Raw genomic sequence first — 13,173 nt, 5'->3', positions numbered from 1 at the left:
AATGGCTACCCTTGCAAGCGATCGACAAAGGCGTTACCTGACGGAAAAAGCCCAACAAAATGGGACGTCCCGGAGCCGACCGATGACCTATGTCGTGACCGACAATTGCATCAAATGCAAATACATGGACTGCATCGAAGTCTGTCCGGTCGACTGTTTCTACGAAGGCGAGAACATGCTCGTCATCCACCCCGACGAGTGCATCGACTGCGGCGTTTGCGAGCCGGAATGCCCGGCCGACGCGATCAAGCCCGACACCGAACCCGGCCTCGACAAATGGCTGCAGGTCAACACCGAATACGCCGAGAAATGGCCCAACATCACCGCCAAGAAGGAACCGCCTGCCGACGCCAAATCCTTCGACGGCGAGGCCGGCAAGTTCGAGAAATACTTCTCGGCAGAGCCTGGCGAAGGCGATTGACAACACGGCCGCAAAGGCCGGGATTACGCTGGGTAAAAGGCACGTCACATTAACCGGCTTGACAGCCGGCGCCGCCCTGTGGCCTTCGCGTATGCAGCAAAACCTTGATTCTTCCGACTTTTTGTGTTACATCAGCCAAACATGCCGGTGACACAACGTCGATTTATGGCGCAGACGCCCCAAATCACTGAAAGGTGAAAATCCCATTCGGACCAGAGCGATCTGGGCCAGGCGGCCGCAATATTGCGTTTTGCTGGTCCGGCTTTTCCGATGGGTTCATCTGTTGTGCGGCTAACGATCGGCTTCCCCGATCGCGCGAGTTCGGACCGGCAGGACGCCGGTGCCACAACAAGGAGTTCAGGGCGTAATGGCAACGATCACCCCGCAGAAGAAGTCCACCGCTGCACGTCACGGTTTCAAGACCGGCGAGTACATCGTCTACCCGGCGCACGGCGTCGGCCAGATCGTCTCGATCGACGAGCAGGAAGTTGCTGGACACAAGCTGGAACTGTTCGTCATCGACTTCTCGAAGGACAAGATGCGCCTGAAGGTGCCGGTCGCCAAGGCGACCTCCATCGGCATGCGCAAGCTGTCGGAAGAGGATTATGTCGAGCGCGCGCTGAAGGTCGTGCAGGGCCGCGCCCGCGTCAAGCGCACCATGTGGTCGCGCCGTGCCCAGGAATATGATGCGAAGATCAATTCGGGCGACCTGATCTCGATCTCGGAAGTCGTGCGCGACCTCTACCGTGCCGACAACCAGCCGGAGCAGTCCTATTCCGAGCGTCAGCTCTACGAGGCGGCGCTCGACCGCATGGCCCGCGAGATCGCGGCCGTCAACCGCATGTCGGAAACCGAAGCCGTGCGCTTGATCGAGGTCAACCTCAACAAGGGCCCCAAGCGTGGCGCCAAGGCCGACAATGAAGAGGCCGAGCAGGAAGAAGCCGCCTGATCTTTTTTGCCTTTGAATTCATGAAAAACCCGGCCTCGCGCCGGGTTTTTTGCTTTCTGGCCGGTTTTCCGTTTTCTGGGAAGTGACGCTGAATCGAACGCCTACACCTCGCCGCCGCCTTCCTTCTCAGCCTCCTGCTTCAGCGTCGCAATGAAGCGCTTGGTCCGCTGCTGCTCCGGATTGTTGAACAGCACCGCGGCCGGTCCGTTCTCGACGACGACACCGGCATCGAGGAACACCACTTCCTTGGCGATCTTGGAGGCGAGGCGCAGATCATGCGTCGCCATCACCATGGTCGTGCCTTCGCTGGCGAGCTTACCGAGCACGTCGACCACCTCTTGCGCCAGTTCCGGGTCGAGGGCCGAGGTCGGCTCGTCGCAGAGCAGCACTTTCGGCGACGGCGCGAGCGCCCGGGCGATCGCCACACGCTGCTGCTGGCCGCCCGACAGCGTCGCCGGCCAAGCGTCGGCCTTATGCGCCATGCCGACCTTCTCCAGCAGGGCCAGCGCCCGCTCGCGTGCCCTCTCAGGCGCCCATTTCAGCACCGTCACCAGCCCCTCCATGACATTCTCGATCGCGGTGCGATGCGGAAACAGCTGGAAGTTCTGGAACACCATGCCGGTCTGCAGCCGCAGGCGCTGGATATCCCTGGCCGGAACTCTGCCGCCAGGGTGGAATTCGAGCGTCTCGTCGCCGATCCGCACCGTGCCCGAGGTCGGGATCTCCAGGAGGTTGATGCAGCGCAGCAGGGTGCTTTTTCCCCCACCCGACGGGCCGACCAGCGCCGTGACGCTGCCTTCGGCAATGGTGACCGTCACGCCCTTCAGCACGAGATTGTCGCCGAAGCGCTTTTCGATGTTGCTGAGGCCGATCATGAGCGCGCCTCCAGGAAGCCGCCATAGCGGTTGAGCCGGGTTTCCAGCCGCGTCTGCAAGGCCGACAGCACCGAACTCAGCGCCAGATAGAGGATCGCCGCCTCGACATAGAGGATCAGCGGTTCATAGGTGGTGGCGACGATGCGCTGCGCCGCCTGGAACATCTCCGGCACGGTGATGGCGGCGGCCAGCGACGTGTCCTTGACCAGCGAGATGAAGGTGTTGGAAAGCGGCGGCACCGCGACCCGCCCGGCCTGCGGCAGGATGGTGCGCCGCATCGCCTGGCTCCAGGTCATGCCGATCGAAAAGGCGGCTTCCCACTGGCCTTTCGGCACCGAGCCTATCGCCGCGCGGATGATTTCCGATGTGTAGGCGCCGATGTTGAGCGTGAAGCCGATCAACGCCGCCGTGAAGGCGTCGAGCAGGATGCCGACCGACGGCAGGCCATAGAAGATCAGGAACAGTTGCACCAGGAGCGGCGTGCCGCGGAAGATCCAGACATAGAAGCGCACCAGCGCGACCAGCGGCTTGGGGCCGAACAGCCGGGCAAGCGCTGCACCCAGCCCAACGGCCAGCCCCAGGGCGAAGGACAACAGCGTCAGCGGCACGGTGAAGATCAGCGCCGCCCACAGGAGCGAAGGCAGCGACTCCAGCATCAGTTGCAGCCAGTGCGGCACGTAAGATCCTCCAGATTGGTCGAGGCAGCTTGGTCAAGGCGAGAATGCGTCAGCCATATCACGACAAAAGCGGCGAGCCGTCAAAGACGGCTCGCCGCTCGATGTGTCTCATGGGCCGCAGGCCGGCCCGCCTCATGGATTACTTCGAAACGTCCTGGCCGAAATAGGTGTCGGAAATCTTCTTATAGGTGCCGTCGGCCTTGATATCGGCCAGCGCCTTGTTGATCGCCGCGACCAGCTCCGGATCGCCCTTGCGCACGATGACGCCGGAATAGTCGGCGTTTTCCTCTTGCGCGGCGATCTTCACATTGGCGTCGGGCTTGTGCTTCTTGAAGTCGAGGAACGACAGGCTGTCATTGATCGTGGCGTCGGCGCGGCCGGTCAGAAGCAGCTGGATCGACTGGTCGAAGCCATCGGTGCCGACCAGCTCGGCGCCGTTCGTTTCGGCCAGCTTGCCGAAATTCGAGGTCAGCGACTGCGCCGACTTCTTGCCCTTGAGATCGGCGAAGCTCTTGATGTCGGTGTTGTCGCCGCGCACGATCAGCACCGCCTTGGAGGCGATGTAGGGATCGGAGAAATCGTACTTCGCCTTGCGGGCGTCGGTGATGCCGACTTCATTGATGACGGCGTCATAGCGATTGGCGTCGAGGCCGGCGATCAGCCCATCCCATTTGCCTTCGAGGAATTCGGCCTTGACGCCGAGCTTGTCGGCGATCGCCTTGGCGATTTCGACGTCGAAGCCGACCAGTGCGCCCGAAGTGTCATGATAGGTGAATGGCGCATAAGTGCCTTCCGTGCCGACCTTGATGACCCCGGCCTGCTTGATCTGGTCGAGATTGGCACCGGCATGGCCTGCGGTAACGGCTACGGCCTGCAGCGTTCCGGCGATGATGAGCGACTTGAGCCATTTCATTTTTCTGTGATCCCGTCCTTGGCCGGCTGACCGGCATGTTGTGAGCGCTGGAAACTGACAGATGCAAGCCGAAAAAATAAGGAACAGAATTTCAAAAACGCCCAATTTATGAAACCAGATTCTCAAGATGGCGCATTCTGCTCGTCATCGCAGCCATCGCCACCCGTCTCAGGAATCCTTCAGGCAGCACAATCCCGCCGCCACGGTCGCGGAACCTTTCCCGCGCATGGCAGTTCTGGCTGTTCTAGGGCACGACGCCGCCATTTCAACCCGGGCGCCAGCCAAGTTTGCAAAGTCATCCGCACCACCCAGGGAGCGCCTCATGATGGAAGACACGGCAGGACGGATCATGGTCCGCGCGGCAATGAAGGCTCCCTACCTCGAGCGTGACGAAGAGCATCGGCTTGCATTGCTCTGGAAAGAGGACAACGACCAGAACGCGCTGCACAGCATCACCGTCGCCCATATGCGGCTGGTCATTTCCATGGCCTCCAAATTCCGCCATTACGGCCTGCCGCTCGGCGACCTGGTCCAGGAGGGTCATGTCGGACTGCTCGAAGCCGCCGCCCGCTTCGAGCCGGAGCGCGAGGTGCGGTTCTCGACCTATGCGACGTGGTGGATCCGGGCCTCGATGCAGGACTACATCCTGCGCAACTGGTCGATCGTGCGTGGCGGCACCAGCTCGGCGCAGAAGGCGCTGTTCTTCAACCTGCGACGTCTGCGCGCGCGGCTGGCGAACGGCGCGGAGCCGCTGTCCAACGCCACACTCTATCGCGAGGTGTCGGAGGCGCTTGGTGTCTCGGAAGCCGATGTGGCGATGATGGATTCGCGCCTCTCGGCACCCGACTCCTCGCTCAACATGCCGATTGCCGACGATGCGGGTTCGACGGAACGCATGGATTTCCTGGTCTCGGACGATCCGTTGCCCGACGAGATCGTCGGCGACAAGATCGATGTCGCGCGCCGCTCGCTCTGGCTGAGGGAAGCGCTTCGCGCGCTCAATGCACGTGAGCTGAGGATCATCGAGGAGCGCCGCCTGAACGACGAGGGCGCGACACTGGAAGCGCTCGGCGAAACCCTCGGCATCTCCAAGGAACGCGTCCGCCAGATCGAGGCCCGCGCCATGGAAAAGCTGAAGGTCGCCTTGGTGAAGCAGAATCCGGAGTTCATGGCGACTGCCGCCTGAACGGAGGCGGGCGTCCAGAGGCGCCTACTTGTCCGTGACGATCTTGACCTTGTCGCCGGCCGAAACCGCGGCACCAGGCGACAGCGCATTAAGGACGCGGAACAGGTCGAGCTTGCGGTCGACGCCGACCATCTGGGCCGAAAGCGAACCCATCGTCTGCCCTGGCTGGACAGTGACGACGCGGATATGCAGCGGCTTCAAAGCCGCCTTTTCGGCTGCGCTCAGGATACGGAACGAGCCGCTGACCGAACGCGCCACCGTGTCCAGCGAGGTGCTGGCGGAAGGGGCCGCAGTCAGCAGCCGGTAGACCTGGCCGCCGGCCCGGATCACCGCAATGTCGAACTGCCAGCCTTCGGCGCCGGCATGCGCGGTCGCCGCCTCATTGCCGTTGATGGTTTCCTGCTTGACGCTGCTGTCGACGAGACCAGCCACCCAGCCGCTGCGGATATAGTCCGTCAGCGCCCGGTTCTTGTCGATGGAAACGCCATCGAAACGGATCGCTATGTCGCCGGGGCCGGTGGCCGTCACCGCTGCCGCCGAATTGTCGATGATGAAGCCGTCCGGCACCGTGAACGACACGCCAAGACCCGGATGCAGGAAGGTTTCGCCGCGCACATAGCCTTCCTCGGGCGTGTCGCCATAGAGCAGGCCGTCTATGCCGGCGAGGAAGGAATCGCGGTCGCGCGTGCCGACGCCCGGCGCGCCGAACTGGCGAGCATGGCGCTGCGCCAGATCGATGCGCTGCGGCGTGTTGGGGTGCGTGGCCAGGAAGTCGAGGCTGGCATCGGTGGCGCCGCTGATCGAGCGGAAATCGGTATAGGCCGACATCGACTGAAGGAAGCGGCCTGCGGCGAAAGGATCGTAGCCGGCCTCTCCGATCGACTTGATGCCGATGGCGTCGGCTTCCAGCTCCTGGTTGCGCGAGAACTGCGCCAGCCTCAGCTTGCCGCGGATCAACGCCGCCTTGGCGGTCGGGCTGTCGCCGAGCACGTCGGAAACGACCTTGGTCGCGAGGCCTTCCTCTGCCTCGAGCTGCTGGCGCTGCAAGCCGTGATTGGCGGTGACGTGGCCCATCTCATGCGCGATGACGGCGGCAAGCTCGGCCGAATCATTGGCCAGCGCCAGCAGGCCGCGCGTGATGTAGAGATAGCCGCCCGGCAGCGCGAAGGCGTTGACGTTGGGCGAATTCAAAATGGTGATGCGATAGGTCTGCGTCGGGTTGGCCGACACCACCGTCAAACTACCGACCACCTTGGCGACCATGCGCTCGAGCTTGGGGTCGGAATATTCACCGCCATAGGTCGCCAGGATGCGCGGGTGCTGCGCCTTGGCCAATTCGGCGAGCTTGTTGTTGGCGCCGACATTGTCCACCGTGATCGGCTTGTCGGAAGGCTGGAAGCCGGACTCCTGGACTTCCGGCGGCGTGAACATCTGGCAGCTCGCCAGCGCCACGGCAAAACCGGCCAGCGCGAGAAAGCGCGCCAGCGGTTTCATTCCCAATGTGTTAGCGCCGATCGCCAGAACGGCTTCCTTTCGGGTCCCGGCACATGACAATGAAAATCGGGGGCGATCTTCGGAATATTCACGTGCCATATCTCAAACTGCTGCAAATCACGGCCTGTGCCCGACCGGTAGGGCGGACCTAGCCACACTCCCCCGGTCATGGCAAGCAAACGCCACATCGCCTGGGACCGGTTTGACCGTAAATTATGTCCGCTTCCGGGCAACATCGCGTGATGTGGAATATCCGGCACCCGCGCCGATATAGCGCCGGAACGCCTCCGGACCAGCCCCGGTAAAGAAATCATCCGCCTTGCCGGTCGCGGCGACCAACCCATTGTCGAGAAACACGATATGCTCGCCGATACGGCGGGCGTCTTCCGGCTGATGGGTGACGAACAGAACCGTCATGCCCCGCTCGGCATGAACGGCGGCGACCAGGTCAAGCATGTCGTCGCGCAACGCGGGCCCGAGCGAGGCGAAGGGTTCGTCGAGCAGCAACACCGGCCGATCGCGCACCAGCACGCGAGCCAGGGCGACGCGCTGGCGTTCCCCGCCGGAGAGTTCGCGCGGCAGACGCTTTTCCTTGCCCGCAAGGCCGGTGCGCGCAAGCGCCTCGGCGATAGCGGCGTGGTCCCCCTGGGTCAGCCGCAGGGATGGAGAGCGGCCGAGCCCGACATTCTGCTCGACGGAAAGATGCGCGAAGAGATTGTTCTCCTGGAACACCATCGACACCGGCCGCGCCGAGGCCGGCTCGGCGCTGACATCGACATCGCCGATCAGCACGCGGCCCGACTGTGGGGTCTCGAAGCCGGCGACCAGATTGAGCAGCGTCGACTTGCCCGAACCGCTCGGCCCCATGATGGCGGTGATCTTCGCCGTGGCAAACTCGACGTCGAAGACAAGCGGCACCTCGCCATAGCTGCCATGACTACCATAACTGAACGACACCTTGTCCAGCCGCACCGGCGCGCCCTTTTCGAGCCTGCTGGCCGCCCCGTCACGCATCCCCGACCCTCTCCCTTCCCAGCCAGTGCGCCGCCACGATCAGGGCGAGGCAAACGAGGCCGAGCAGCAGTGCCAGGCCGGCGGCATCCTCGGTGCGGTAGCTGCCCATCCGAGCCAGAAGAAGGTAGGGCAATGTCTGCACGGAATCACTGCCGAACAAGGCAATGACGCCGAGATCGCCGAGCGACAGCGCCATGGCGAAAGCGAAGGCCGTGGCGAGCGGTCGCCGCAGCGACGGCCAGTCGACCAGCATCAGCCGGTTCCAGCCCGCAATGCCGAGCTGTGCACAGAGCCGTTCGTGACGCTCGCTGGCCGCATCATAGGCGGGACGGACGGCGCGCAAGGCGAACGGCATCGCCATCACCGCGTTGACGGTGACGACCATGACCGGAGCAATGGCGAAGACATCGCCGACATGGCGCAACAACAGGAACCAGCCGGCGCCGACGACGATCGGCGGCACGACCAGGACAAAGCCGGCGCCGGTATCGGTGGCATGTTCCAGCAGTGTCTTTGCGCCGGCACGGCAGTTCAGCGCCAGTGCCCGCCGCGCCATGGTCAGCGCCAGCGACAGCATCACCGAAAGCAGCGCCGACAGAAAGGCGAGTGCCGCGCTGGTCAGCGTTGCCTGCCGGACAGTGGCCTCACCGGCCAGCCGGCCGAGATCGGCGCCGAGCCCGGCCATCACAGTGGCGGCCATCGGTCCGACAACGAACAGCAGCGCCAGGACGATGAGTAGCGCGTTCAACCAGGTCTCAGCTCCGTTGACTGAGAGATAGCGGCGTTGCGCGACCGGCAAATTGGTGTCGCCGACCACATTGGCGCCAAGCCGCGTCAGTGCCAGCACCACGATAAAGGTCAAGGCGATCTGCAGCAGCGTCAGTGTGACCGCGCGCGCGGGATCGAAATCGAAGCGCAGCGCCTGGTAGATGCCGACCTCCAGCGTCGTCGCGGCCGGCCCGCCACCAAGGATCAGCACGATGGTGAAGGATGTGATGCAGAGCATGAAGACAAGCCCGGCGACCCCCGGCAGGGCCGCGCGCAGCGTTGGCCATTCGATCAGCCGGAACGCCGGCCGCGCCGCCATGCCGAGCTGGCTCGCCAGCCGCCATTGGTCGGACGGTATGGTCTGCAGCGCCTCGAGGAACAGCCGCGTCGCCAGCGGCAGGTTGAAGAAGACATGGGCGACGAGGATGCCGGACAGGCCATAGATGCCCGGCCAGCTTCCACCGCCGATCACGGCGAGCACGCCGGCGAAATAGCCGGCACGGCCATAAAGCGCCAGAATGCCGAGGGCCGCGACGATGGCCGGCAGTGCCAACGGTACCGCGAAGAGCTGCAGGATGAAGGCGCGGCCGAAGAAGCGTGGATGCCGCGACAGCGCGCGCGCCACGAACAACGCCGGCCCGACGGAAAGCAGCGTCGACAGCGCCGCCTGCCAGAGCGTGAAGCGAATGACGCGAAGCAGATAGGGGTCGAAGGCTGCCCATGCGCCCGACAAATCATGGGCACCTTCGAAAAGCAGGCCAGCAAACGCGCCGCCGATCAGCAGCGCGATTGCAGCGAGCGCGACAATGCCGGCACTGGCGCGGGGGTCAGTTGCGCGCTGCACGCTGGACCACCATTCTTTCCATCGCGGCAATTACAAAGGATTGCGTTCCTTGGCGCCCCCCTCTGTCCTGCCGGACATCTCCCCCTCCAGGGGGGAGATCGGCCGCCACCCATGCTTCCGCTAGTCTCCAACGTTGCCAGACTAGAACCAGCAACAACGCTGCCAATCTCCCCCCTTGAGGGGGAGATGTCCGGCAGGACAGAGGGGGGTGACTTGGCACAGACATCCGACGAGGTTTGAGCCTACTTGCTCATCACCGCCAGCCATTCATCGACCCAGGCCTTGCGGTTGGCGGCGACCTCTTGCGGGCTGAACAGCAAGGTCTTCGTTGGCTTGACCAGTTTGTCGAAGGCCGGATTGAGCGGCTTGTCGGTCTTGCCTGCCGGGAACATCCAGTTGGTCTCGGGGATGGCATCCTGGAATTTCGGCCCGGTCATGAAGGCCATGAACTTTGCCGCCAGCGGGTTCTTCGCACCCGTCGTGGTGATGCCCGCCACCTCGATCTGCAGATACTCGCCCTCCTCGAAGGAGGCCGCCTGGTAGCGCTCGGTGTTCTCGGCGACCATGTGGTAGGCCGGCGACGTCGTGTAGGACAGCACCATCGGCGCCTCGCCCTTGGTGAACAGCCCATAGGCCTCGCTCCAGCCCGGCGTCACGGTCAGCACCTTGGCCTTGAGCTTGGCCCAGGCCTCCGGCGCCTTGTCGCCATAGACCGACTTGACCCACAGAAGCAGGCCGAGGCCCGGCGTCGAGGTGCGCGGATCCTGGATGACGATCTTGTGGTCGGCGCTGCCTTCGACCAGCTCCTTCAGGCTCTTCGGCGGGTTCTTCAGCTTCTGCGTGTCATACACGACAGCGAAATAGCCGTAGTCGAAGGGGACAAACGTATCGTCGCTCCAGCCGCCCGGCACATTGACATCCGTCACCGCGCCATGCGGCGCGAACAGGCCTGACGCCTTGGCGTCGGCGGTGAGATTGGTGTCGAGGCCAAGCACGATATCGGCCTTGGTCGATGCGCCTTCCAATCTGACGCGGTTGAGCAGCGCGACGCCATCGGCGACCGAGACGAACTCGACGTCGCAGCCGCATTCAGCCTCGAACTCCTTCTTCACCACGGGACCGGGACCCCAGTCGGCGGTGAAACTCTCATAGGTGTAGACGGTGAGCTTGTCCTTGGCCAAGGCCGGCCCGGACAAGGCCACGACCGTTGCTGAAACAAGAGCGTATAAAAGCGTGCGCATTCGGCGCCTCCTTCGTTCGAATTGAAAGGAATTGAGGCGTCGGACTGTCCGAAACGTCTAATCCCTCCGCCGGTACAAACCGGATCAGGTTCAGCGGGTTGGCGAGACTGCCTCTCAGCCGGTCCGCGAAGATCGCGTCCGGCACCCCGTTAGAGCGTTTCGACACATAGGCCGGGCCGATCCGCCATGCAAGTGGGAGTTTGCCGCCTTCCGTTTCCCGTGCCGGGCTGGTAAGGGCCACACGATATGAGCACATTCACCATCCTGCTTGGCGGCGATCTCATCCGCACGCCACGGCTCGACCGTCAGGTCGAAGGCTCCCGCGTCATCGCCGCCGACGCCGGCATCGGCCATGCGCGGTTGCTGGGTCTCGTGCCGGAACTGTGGGTGGGCGATTTCGATTCCGTGCCGGCGAACCTGCCGGACGATCTCGCTTGCGTGCCGCGCCGGACCTTCCCGGCGGAAAAGGACCAGACCGATGGCGAACTTGCCATCGCCGCAGCACTGGAACGCGGCGCGACCCGCCTGGTGCTCGCCGGCGCCTTTGGCGGCAGGCGCGCCGACCACGCTTTCCTGCATCTGGCGCTTGCCTTGCGGCTGGCCGAGGCCGGGACCGATGTGCTTTTGACCAGCGGCGCTCAGGAAGGCATCCCCCTGCTGCGCGGAACGGCCGGCTTCGACTATGCCGACGGCACGCTGTTTTCGGTGCTCGGCTTTTCCGAGCTCGACGGCCTGACCGTCACCGGCGCCAAATGGCCGCTCGCTCACGTCAGGGTGGCCTTCGGTTCGTCGCTGACCATTTCCAACGAGGTCAAGGGCCACCTCGAAATCGCGCTCGACCATGGCAGCGCGATGCTGCTCGCTCATCCCTATCCCTTACCTGAAAGCTGACATGGCCCCGCCCCTTCTCAACCTCGACGGGATAAAACTGACCTTCGGCGGCACGCCGCTGCTCGATGGCGCCGCCTTGACCGCTTCGGCCGGCGACAAGATCGCATTGGTCGGCCGTAACGGATCCGGCAAGTCGACGCTGCTGAAGATCGCCGCCGGCCTGATCGAGCCGCAGGATGGCGAGGTGTTCCGCCAGCCTTCGGCGACCGTCCGCTATCTGCCGCAGATGCCCGACATGGAGGGTTTTGCGTCGGTCCGCGCCTATGTCGAGGCCGGGCTTGGCCCCGCCGACGATCCCTACCGCGCCAGCTATCTGATGGAGCATCTCGGGCTGTCGGGTGAGGAACGTCCGAACGACCTGTCGGGCGGCGAGGCGAGGCGCGCCGCCCTTGCCCGCGTCATGGCGCCTGAGCCCGACATCCTGCTGCTCGATGAGCCGACCAACCATCTCGACCTCTCGGTGATCGAATGGCTGGAAGAAGAGCTCATCCGCACCTCCTCGGCACTGATCGTCATCTCGCACGACCGCCGTTTCCTGGAGCGCGTGTCGCGCGCCACGATCTGGCTCGATCGTGGCCAGACCCGCAGGCTGGACAAGGGCTTTGGCCATTTCGAGGAATGGCGCGACCTGGTTCTGGAGGAAGAAGAGCGCGAGCAGCATAAACTCGGCCGCCAGATCGTTCGCGAAGAGCATTGGCTGCGCTACGGCGTGACCGCGCGGCGCAAGCGCAACATGCGCCGGCTCGGCGAGTTGCAGACCATGCGCCAGCGCTTTCGCGGCCATCGCGGCGCCGAAGGCTCGGCCACCATGGTGGCGAGCGACGCCGCCGAATCCGGCAAGCTGGTGATCGAGGCCAAGAACATCGAGAAGAGCTTTGGCGACCTCACCGTGGTCAAGGGGTTTTCGACCCGCATCCAGCGCGGCGACCGCGTTGGCCTGGTCGGGCCGAACGGCGCCGGCAAGACCACGCTCTTGAAGATGCTGACCGGCGAGATGAAGCCCGACGCCGGTTCGATACGGCTCGGCACCAATCTGGAGATCGCCACGCTCGACCAGAAGCGCGAGGCGGTCGACCCGCAGGAGACGCTGGCGCAATATCTCACCGACGGGCGCGGGGAGAACCTCGTCATCAATGGCGAGCAGCGCCACGTCGTCTCCTACATGAAGGATTTCCTGTTCAAGCCGGAGCAGGCGCGCACGCCGGTGCGGGAGCTTTCGGGCGGCGAGCGGGCGCGGCTCTTGCTGGCGCGCGTGCTGGCGCGGCCGGCAAACCTTCTGGTGCTCGATGAGCCGACCAACGATCTCGACATGGAGACGCTGGAACTCCTGCAGGAACTGGTTGCGGGCTTTGCCGGCACCGTTATCCTGGTCAGCCACGACCGCGATTTCCTCGACCGCACCGTGACCAGCCTGATCGCGCCGGATGGTGACGGCCGCTGGATCGAATATGCCGGCGGCTACTCCGACATGCTGGCGCAGCGCGGTGGCACCAGGCTGGACGACCGCAAGGCGCGCGCGAAGGCCGAAAACGGCGAAGCACCCGCACCGGGCAAGAGCGAGGCAGCCGCTCCAAAGGGGCCGGCGAAGAAACTGTCGTTCAAGCAGAAATTTGCGCTGGAATCGCTGCCCAAGAAAATCGAGGCTGTGATGGCGTCGATCTCGAGGCTTGAGAACAACATCGCCGATCCCGCCTATTACGAGCGCGACCCCGCCTCCTTCCAGAAAACCATCGCCGCCCTCGACAAGGAGCGCGCCACGCTGGCGGCGCTTGAAGAGGAGTGGCTGGAACTGGAAATGCTGCGGGAGGAGATGGAAGGGTGAGGAGTGTTCGGCCGTAGGCCGATCATAAGCCGTAACCATATTGATCCGACGCGGAAATGCGCATACATTATGCGCATG

At 64.0% G+C, this 13,173-nt stretch carries 12 protein-coding genes and 1 riboswitch; of the genes, 5 read left to right on the top strand and 7 right to left on the bottom strand.

From position 1 onward, the window contains the following. Window positions 1–82: 82 nt before the first annotated feature. Window positions 83–421 carry a ferredoxin FdxA gene (gene fdxA, locus EOA16_RS23550; RefSeq protein WP_013529180.1) on the top strand — a complete coding sequence of 113 codons (339 nt, stop codon included), beginning with the start codon at window positions 83–85 and terminating at the stop codon, window positions 419–421. Between the two features lie 367 nt (window positions 422–788). After that, a complete protein-coding gene (locus tag EOA16_RS23545) occupies window positions 789–1,370 on the top strand; it encodes a CarD family transcriptional regulator (RefSeq protein ID WP_013529179.1) in 582 nt (193 codons plus the stop codon). Between the two features lie 101 nt (window positions 1,371–1,471). Here EOA16_RS23545 and EOA16_RS23540 read toward each other — a convergent pair whose 3' ends face one another. From EOA16_RS23540 to EOA16_RS23530, 3 genes are all read right to left on the bottom strand, one after another. Next, the gene (locus tag EOA16_RS23540) at window positions 1,472–2,245 is read right to left on the bottom strand and encodes an amino acid ABC transporter ATP-binding protein (RefSeq protein WP_127260381.1); all 774 of its coding nucleotides are present in this window, start codon (window positions 2,243–2,245) and stop codon (window positions 1,472–1,474) included. Next, window positions 2,242–2,922 carry an amino acid ABC transporter permease gene (locus EOA16_RS23535; RefSeq protein WP_127260380.1) on the bottom strand — a complete coding sequence of 227 codons (681 nt, stop codon included), beginning with the start codon at window positions 2,920–2,922 and terminating at the stop codon, window positions 2,242–2,244. Before EOA16_RS23535 ends, EOA16_RS23540 begins: the two co-directional genes overlap by 4 nt. Before the next feature lie 139 nt (window positions 2,923–3,061). After that, window positions 3,062–3,835, bottom strand: a complete 774-nt coding sequence (locus EOA16_RS23530) for an amino acid ABC transporter substrate-binding protein (RefSeq protein WP_127260379.1) — start codon at window positions 3,833–3,835, stop codon at window positions 3,062–3,064. A gap of 322 nt (window positions 3,836–4,157) precedes the next feature. On the opposite strand from EOA16_RS23530, the gene EOA16_RS23525 reads away from it, so the two are divergent. After that, window positions 4,158–5,021, top strand: coding sequence for an RNA polymerase factor sigma-32 (locus EOA16_RS23525; RefSeq protein ID WP_127260378.1), 864 nt, complete (start codon window positions 4,158–4,160; stop codon window positions 5,019–5,021). A gap of 24 nt (window positions 5,022–5,045) precedes the next feature. Here EOA16_RS23525 and EOA16_RS23520 read toward each other — a convergent pair whose 3' ends face one another. The 4 genes from EOA16_RS23520 to thiB all read right to left on the bottom strand — a co-directional run bounded on the left by EOA16_RS23520 (window position 5,046) and on the right by thiB (window position 10,382). Continuing rightward, window positions 5,046–6,515 carry a M48 family metalloprotease gene (locus tag EOA16_RS23520; protein WP_164754363.1) on the bottom strand — a complete coding sequence of 490 codons (1,470 nt, stop codon included), beginning with the start codon at window positions 6,513–6,515 and terminating at the stop codon, window positions 5,046–5,048. Between the two features lie 213 nt (window positions 6,516–6,728). Then, window positions 6,729–7,529, bottom strand: coding sequence for a thiamine ABC transporter ATP-binding protein (gene thiQ / locus EOA16_RS23515; RefSeq protein WP_127260377.1), 801 nt, complete (start codon window positions 7,527–7,529; stop codon window positions 6,729–6,731). After that, window positions 7,522–9,141 (bottom strand): thiamine/thiamine pyrophosphate ABC transporter permease, encoded by a 1,620-nt coding sequence (gene thiP, locus EOA16_RS23510; protein ID WP_127260376.1) that lies wholly within the window; start codon window positions 9,139–9,141, stop codon window positions 7,522–7,524. Before thiP ends, thiQ begins: the two co-directional genes overlap by 8 nt. A 242-nt stretch (window positions 9,142–9,383) precedes the next feature. Continuing rightward, a complete protein-coding gene (thiB, locus tag EOA16_RS23500; protein ID WP_127260375.1) occupies window positions 9,384–10,382 on the bottom strand; it encodes a thiamine ABC transporter substrate binding subunit in 999 nt (332 codons plus the stop codon). 44 nt (window positions 10,383–10,426) lie between these two features. After that, window positions 10,427–10,541: riboswitch (TPP riboswitch) on the bottom strand. A gap of 87 nt (window positions 10,542–10,628) precedes the next feature. On the opposite strand from thiB, the gene EOA16_RS23495 reads away from it, so the two are divergent. Both EOA16_RS23495 and EOA16_RS23490 read left to right on the top strand, forming a co-directional pair. Continuing rightward, window positions 10,629–11,273 (top strand): thiamine diphosphokinase, encoded by a 645-nt coding sequence (locus EOA16_RS23495; protein WP_127260374.1) that lies wholly within the window; start codon window positions 10,629–10,631, stop codon window positions 11,271–11,273. Window position 11,274: 1 nt separating this feature from the next. Beyond that, the gene (locus EOA16_RS23490; protein WP_127260373.1) at window positions 11,275–13,095 is read left to right on the top strand and encodes an ABC-F family ATP-binding cassette domain-containing protein; all 1,821 of its coding nucleotides are present in this window, start codon (window positions 11,275–11,277) and stop codon (window positions 13,093–13,095) included. The last annotated feature ends 78 nt before the right edge of the window (window positions 13,096–13,173 follow it).

The sequence above is a fragment of the Mesorhizobium sp. M7A.F.Ca.US.008.03.1.1 genome (assembly GCF_003997495.1).
Classification (GTDB): Bacteria; Pseudomonadota; Alphaproteobacteria; order Rhizobiales; family Rhizobiaceae; genus Mesorhizobium.
This window is presented reverse-complemented; position numbering and strand designations above follow the sequence as displayed.

Bases quoted from the DNA above. Each gene is read 5' to 3' on its own strand.
- fdxA (WP_013529180.1), top strand. From the start codon at position 83: ATGACCTATGTCGTGACCGACAATTGCATCAAATGCAAATACATGGAC.
- EOA16_RS23545 (WP_013529179.1), top strand. From the start codon at position 789: ATGGCAACGATCACCCCGCAGAAGAAGTCCACCGCTGCACGTCACGGT.
- EOA16_RS23540 (WP_127260381.1), bottom strand. From the start codon at position 2,245: ATGATCGGCCTCAGCAACATCGAAAAGCGCTTCGGCGACAATCTCGTG.
- EOA16_RS23530 (WP_127260379.1), bottom strand. From the start codon at position 3,835: ATGAAATGGCTCAAGTCGCTCATCATCGCCGGAACGCTGCAGGCCGTA.
- EOA16_RS23525 (WP_127260378.1), top strand. From the start codon at position 4,158: ATGATGGAAGACACGGCAGGACGGATCATGGTCCGCGCGGCAATGAAG.
- EOA16_RS23520 (WP_164754363.1), bottom strand. From the start codon at position 6,515: ATGAAACCGCTGGCGCGCTTTCTCGCGCTGGCCGGTTTTGCCGTGGCG.
- thiQ (WP_127260377.1), bottom strand. From the start codon at position 7,529: ATGCGTGACGGGGCGGCCAGCAGGCTCGAAAAGGGCGCGCCGGTGCGG.
- thiB (WP_127260375.1), bottom strand. From the start codon at position 10,382: ATGCGCACGCTTTTATACGCTCTTGTTTCAGCAACGGTCGTGGCCTTG.
- EOA16_RS23495 (WP_127260374.1), top strand. From the start codon at position 10,629: ATGAGCACATTCACCATCCTGCTTGGCGGCGATCTCATCCGCACGCCA.
- EOA16_RS23490 (WP_127260373.1), top strand. From the start codon at position 11,275: ATGGCCCCGCCCCTTCTCAACCTCGACGGGATAAAACTGACCTTCGGC.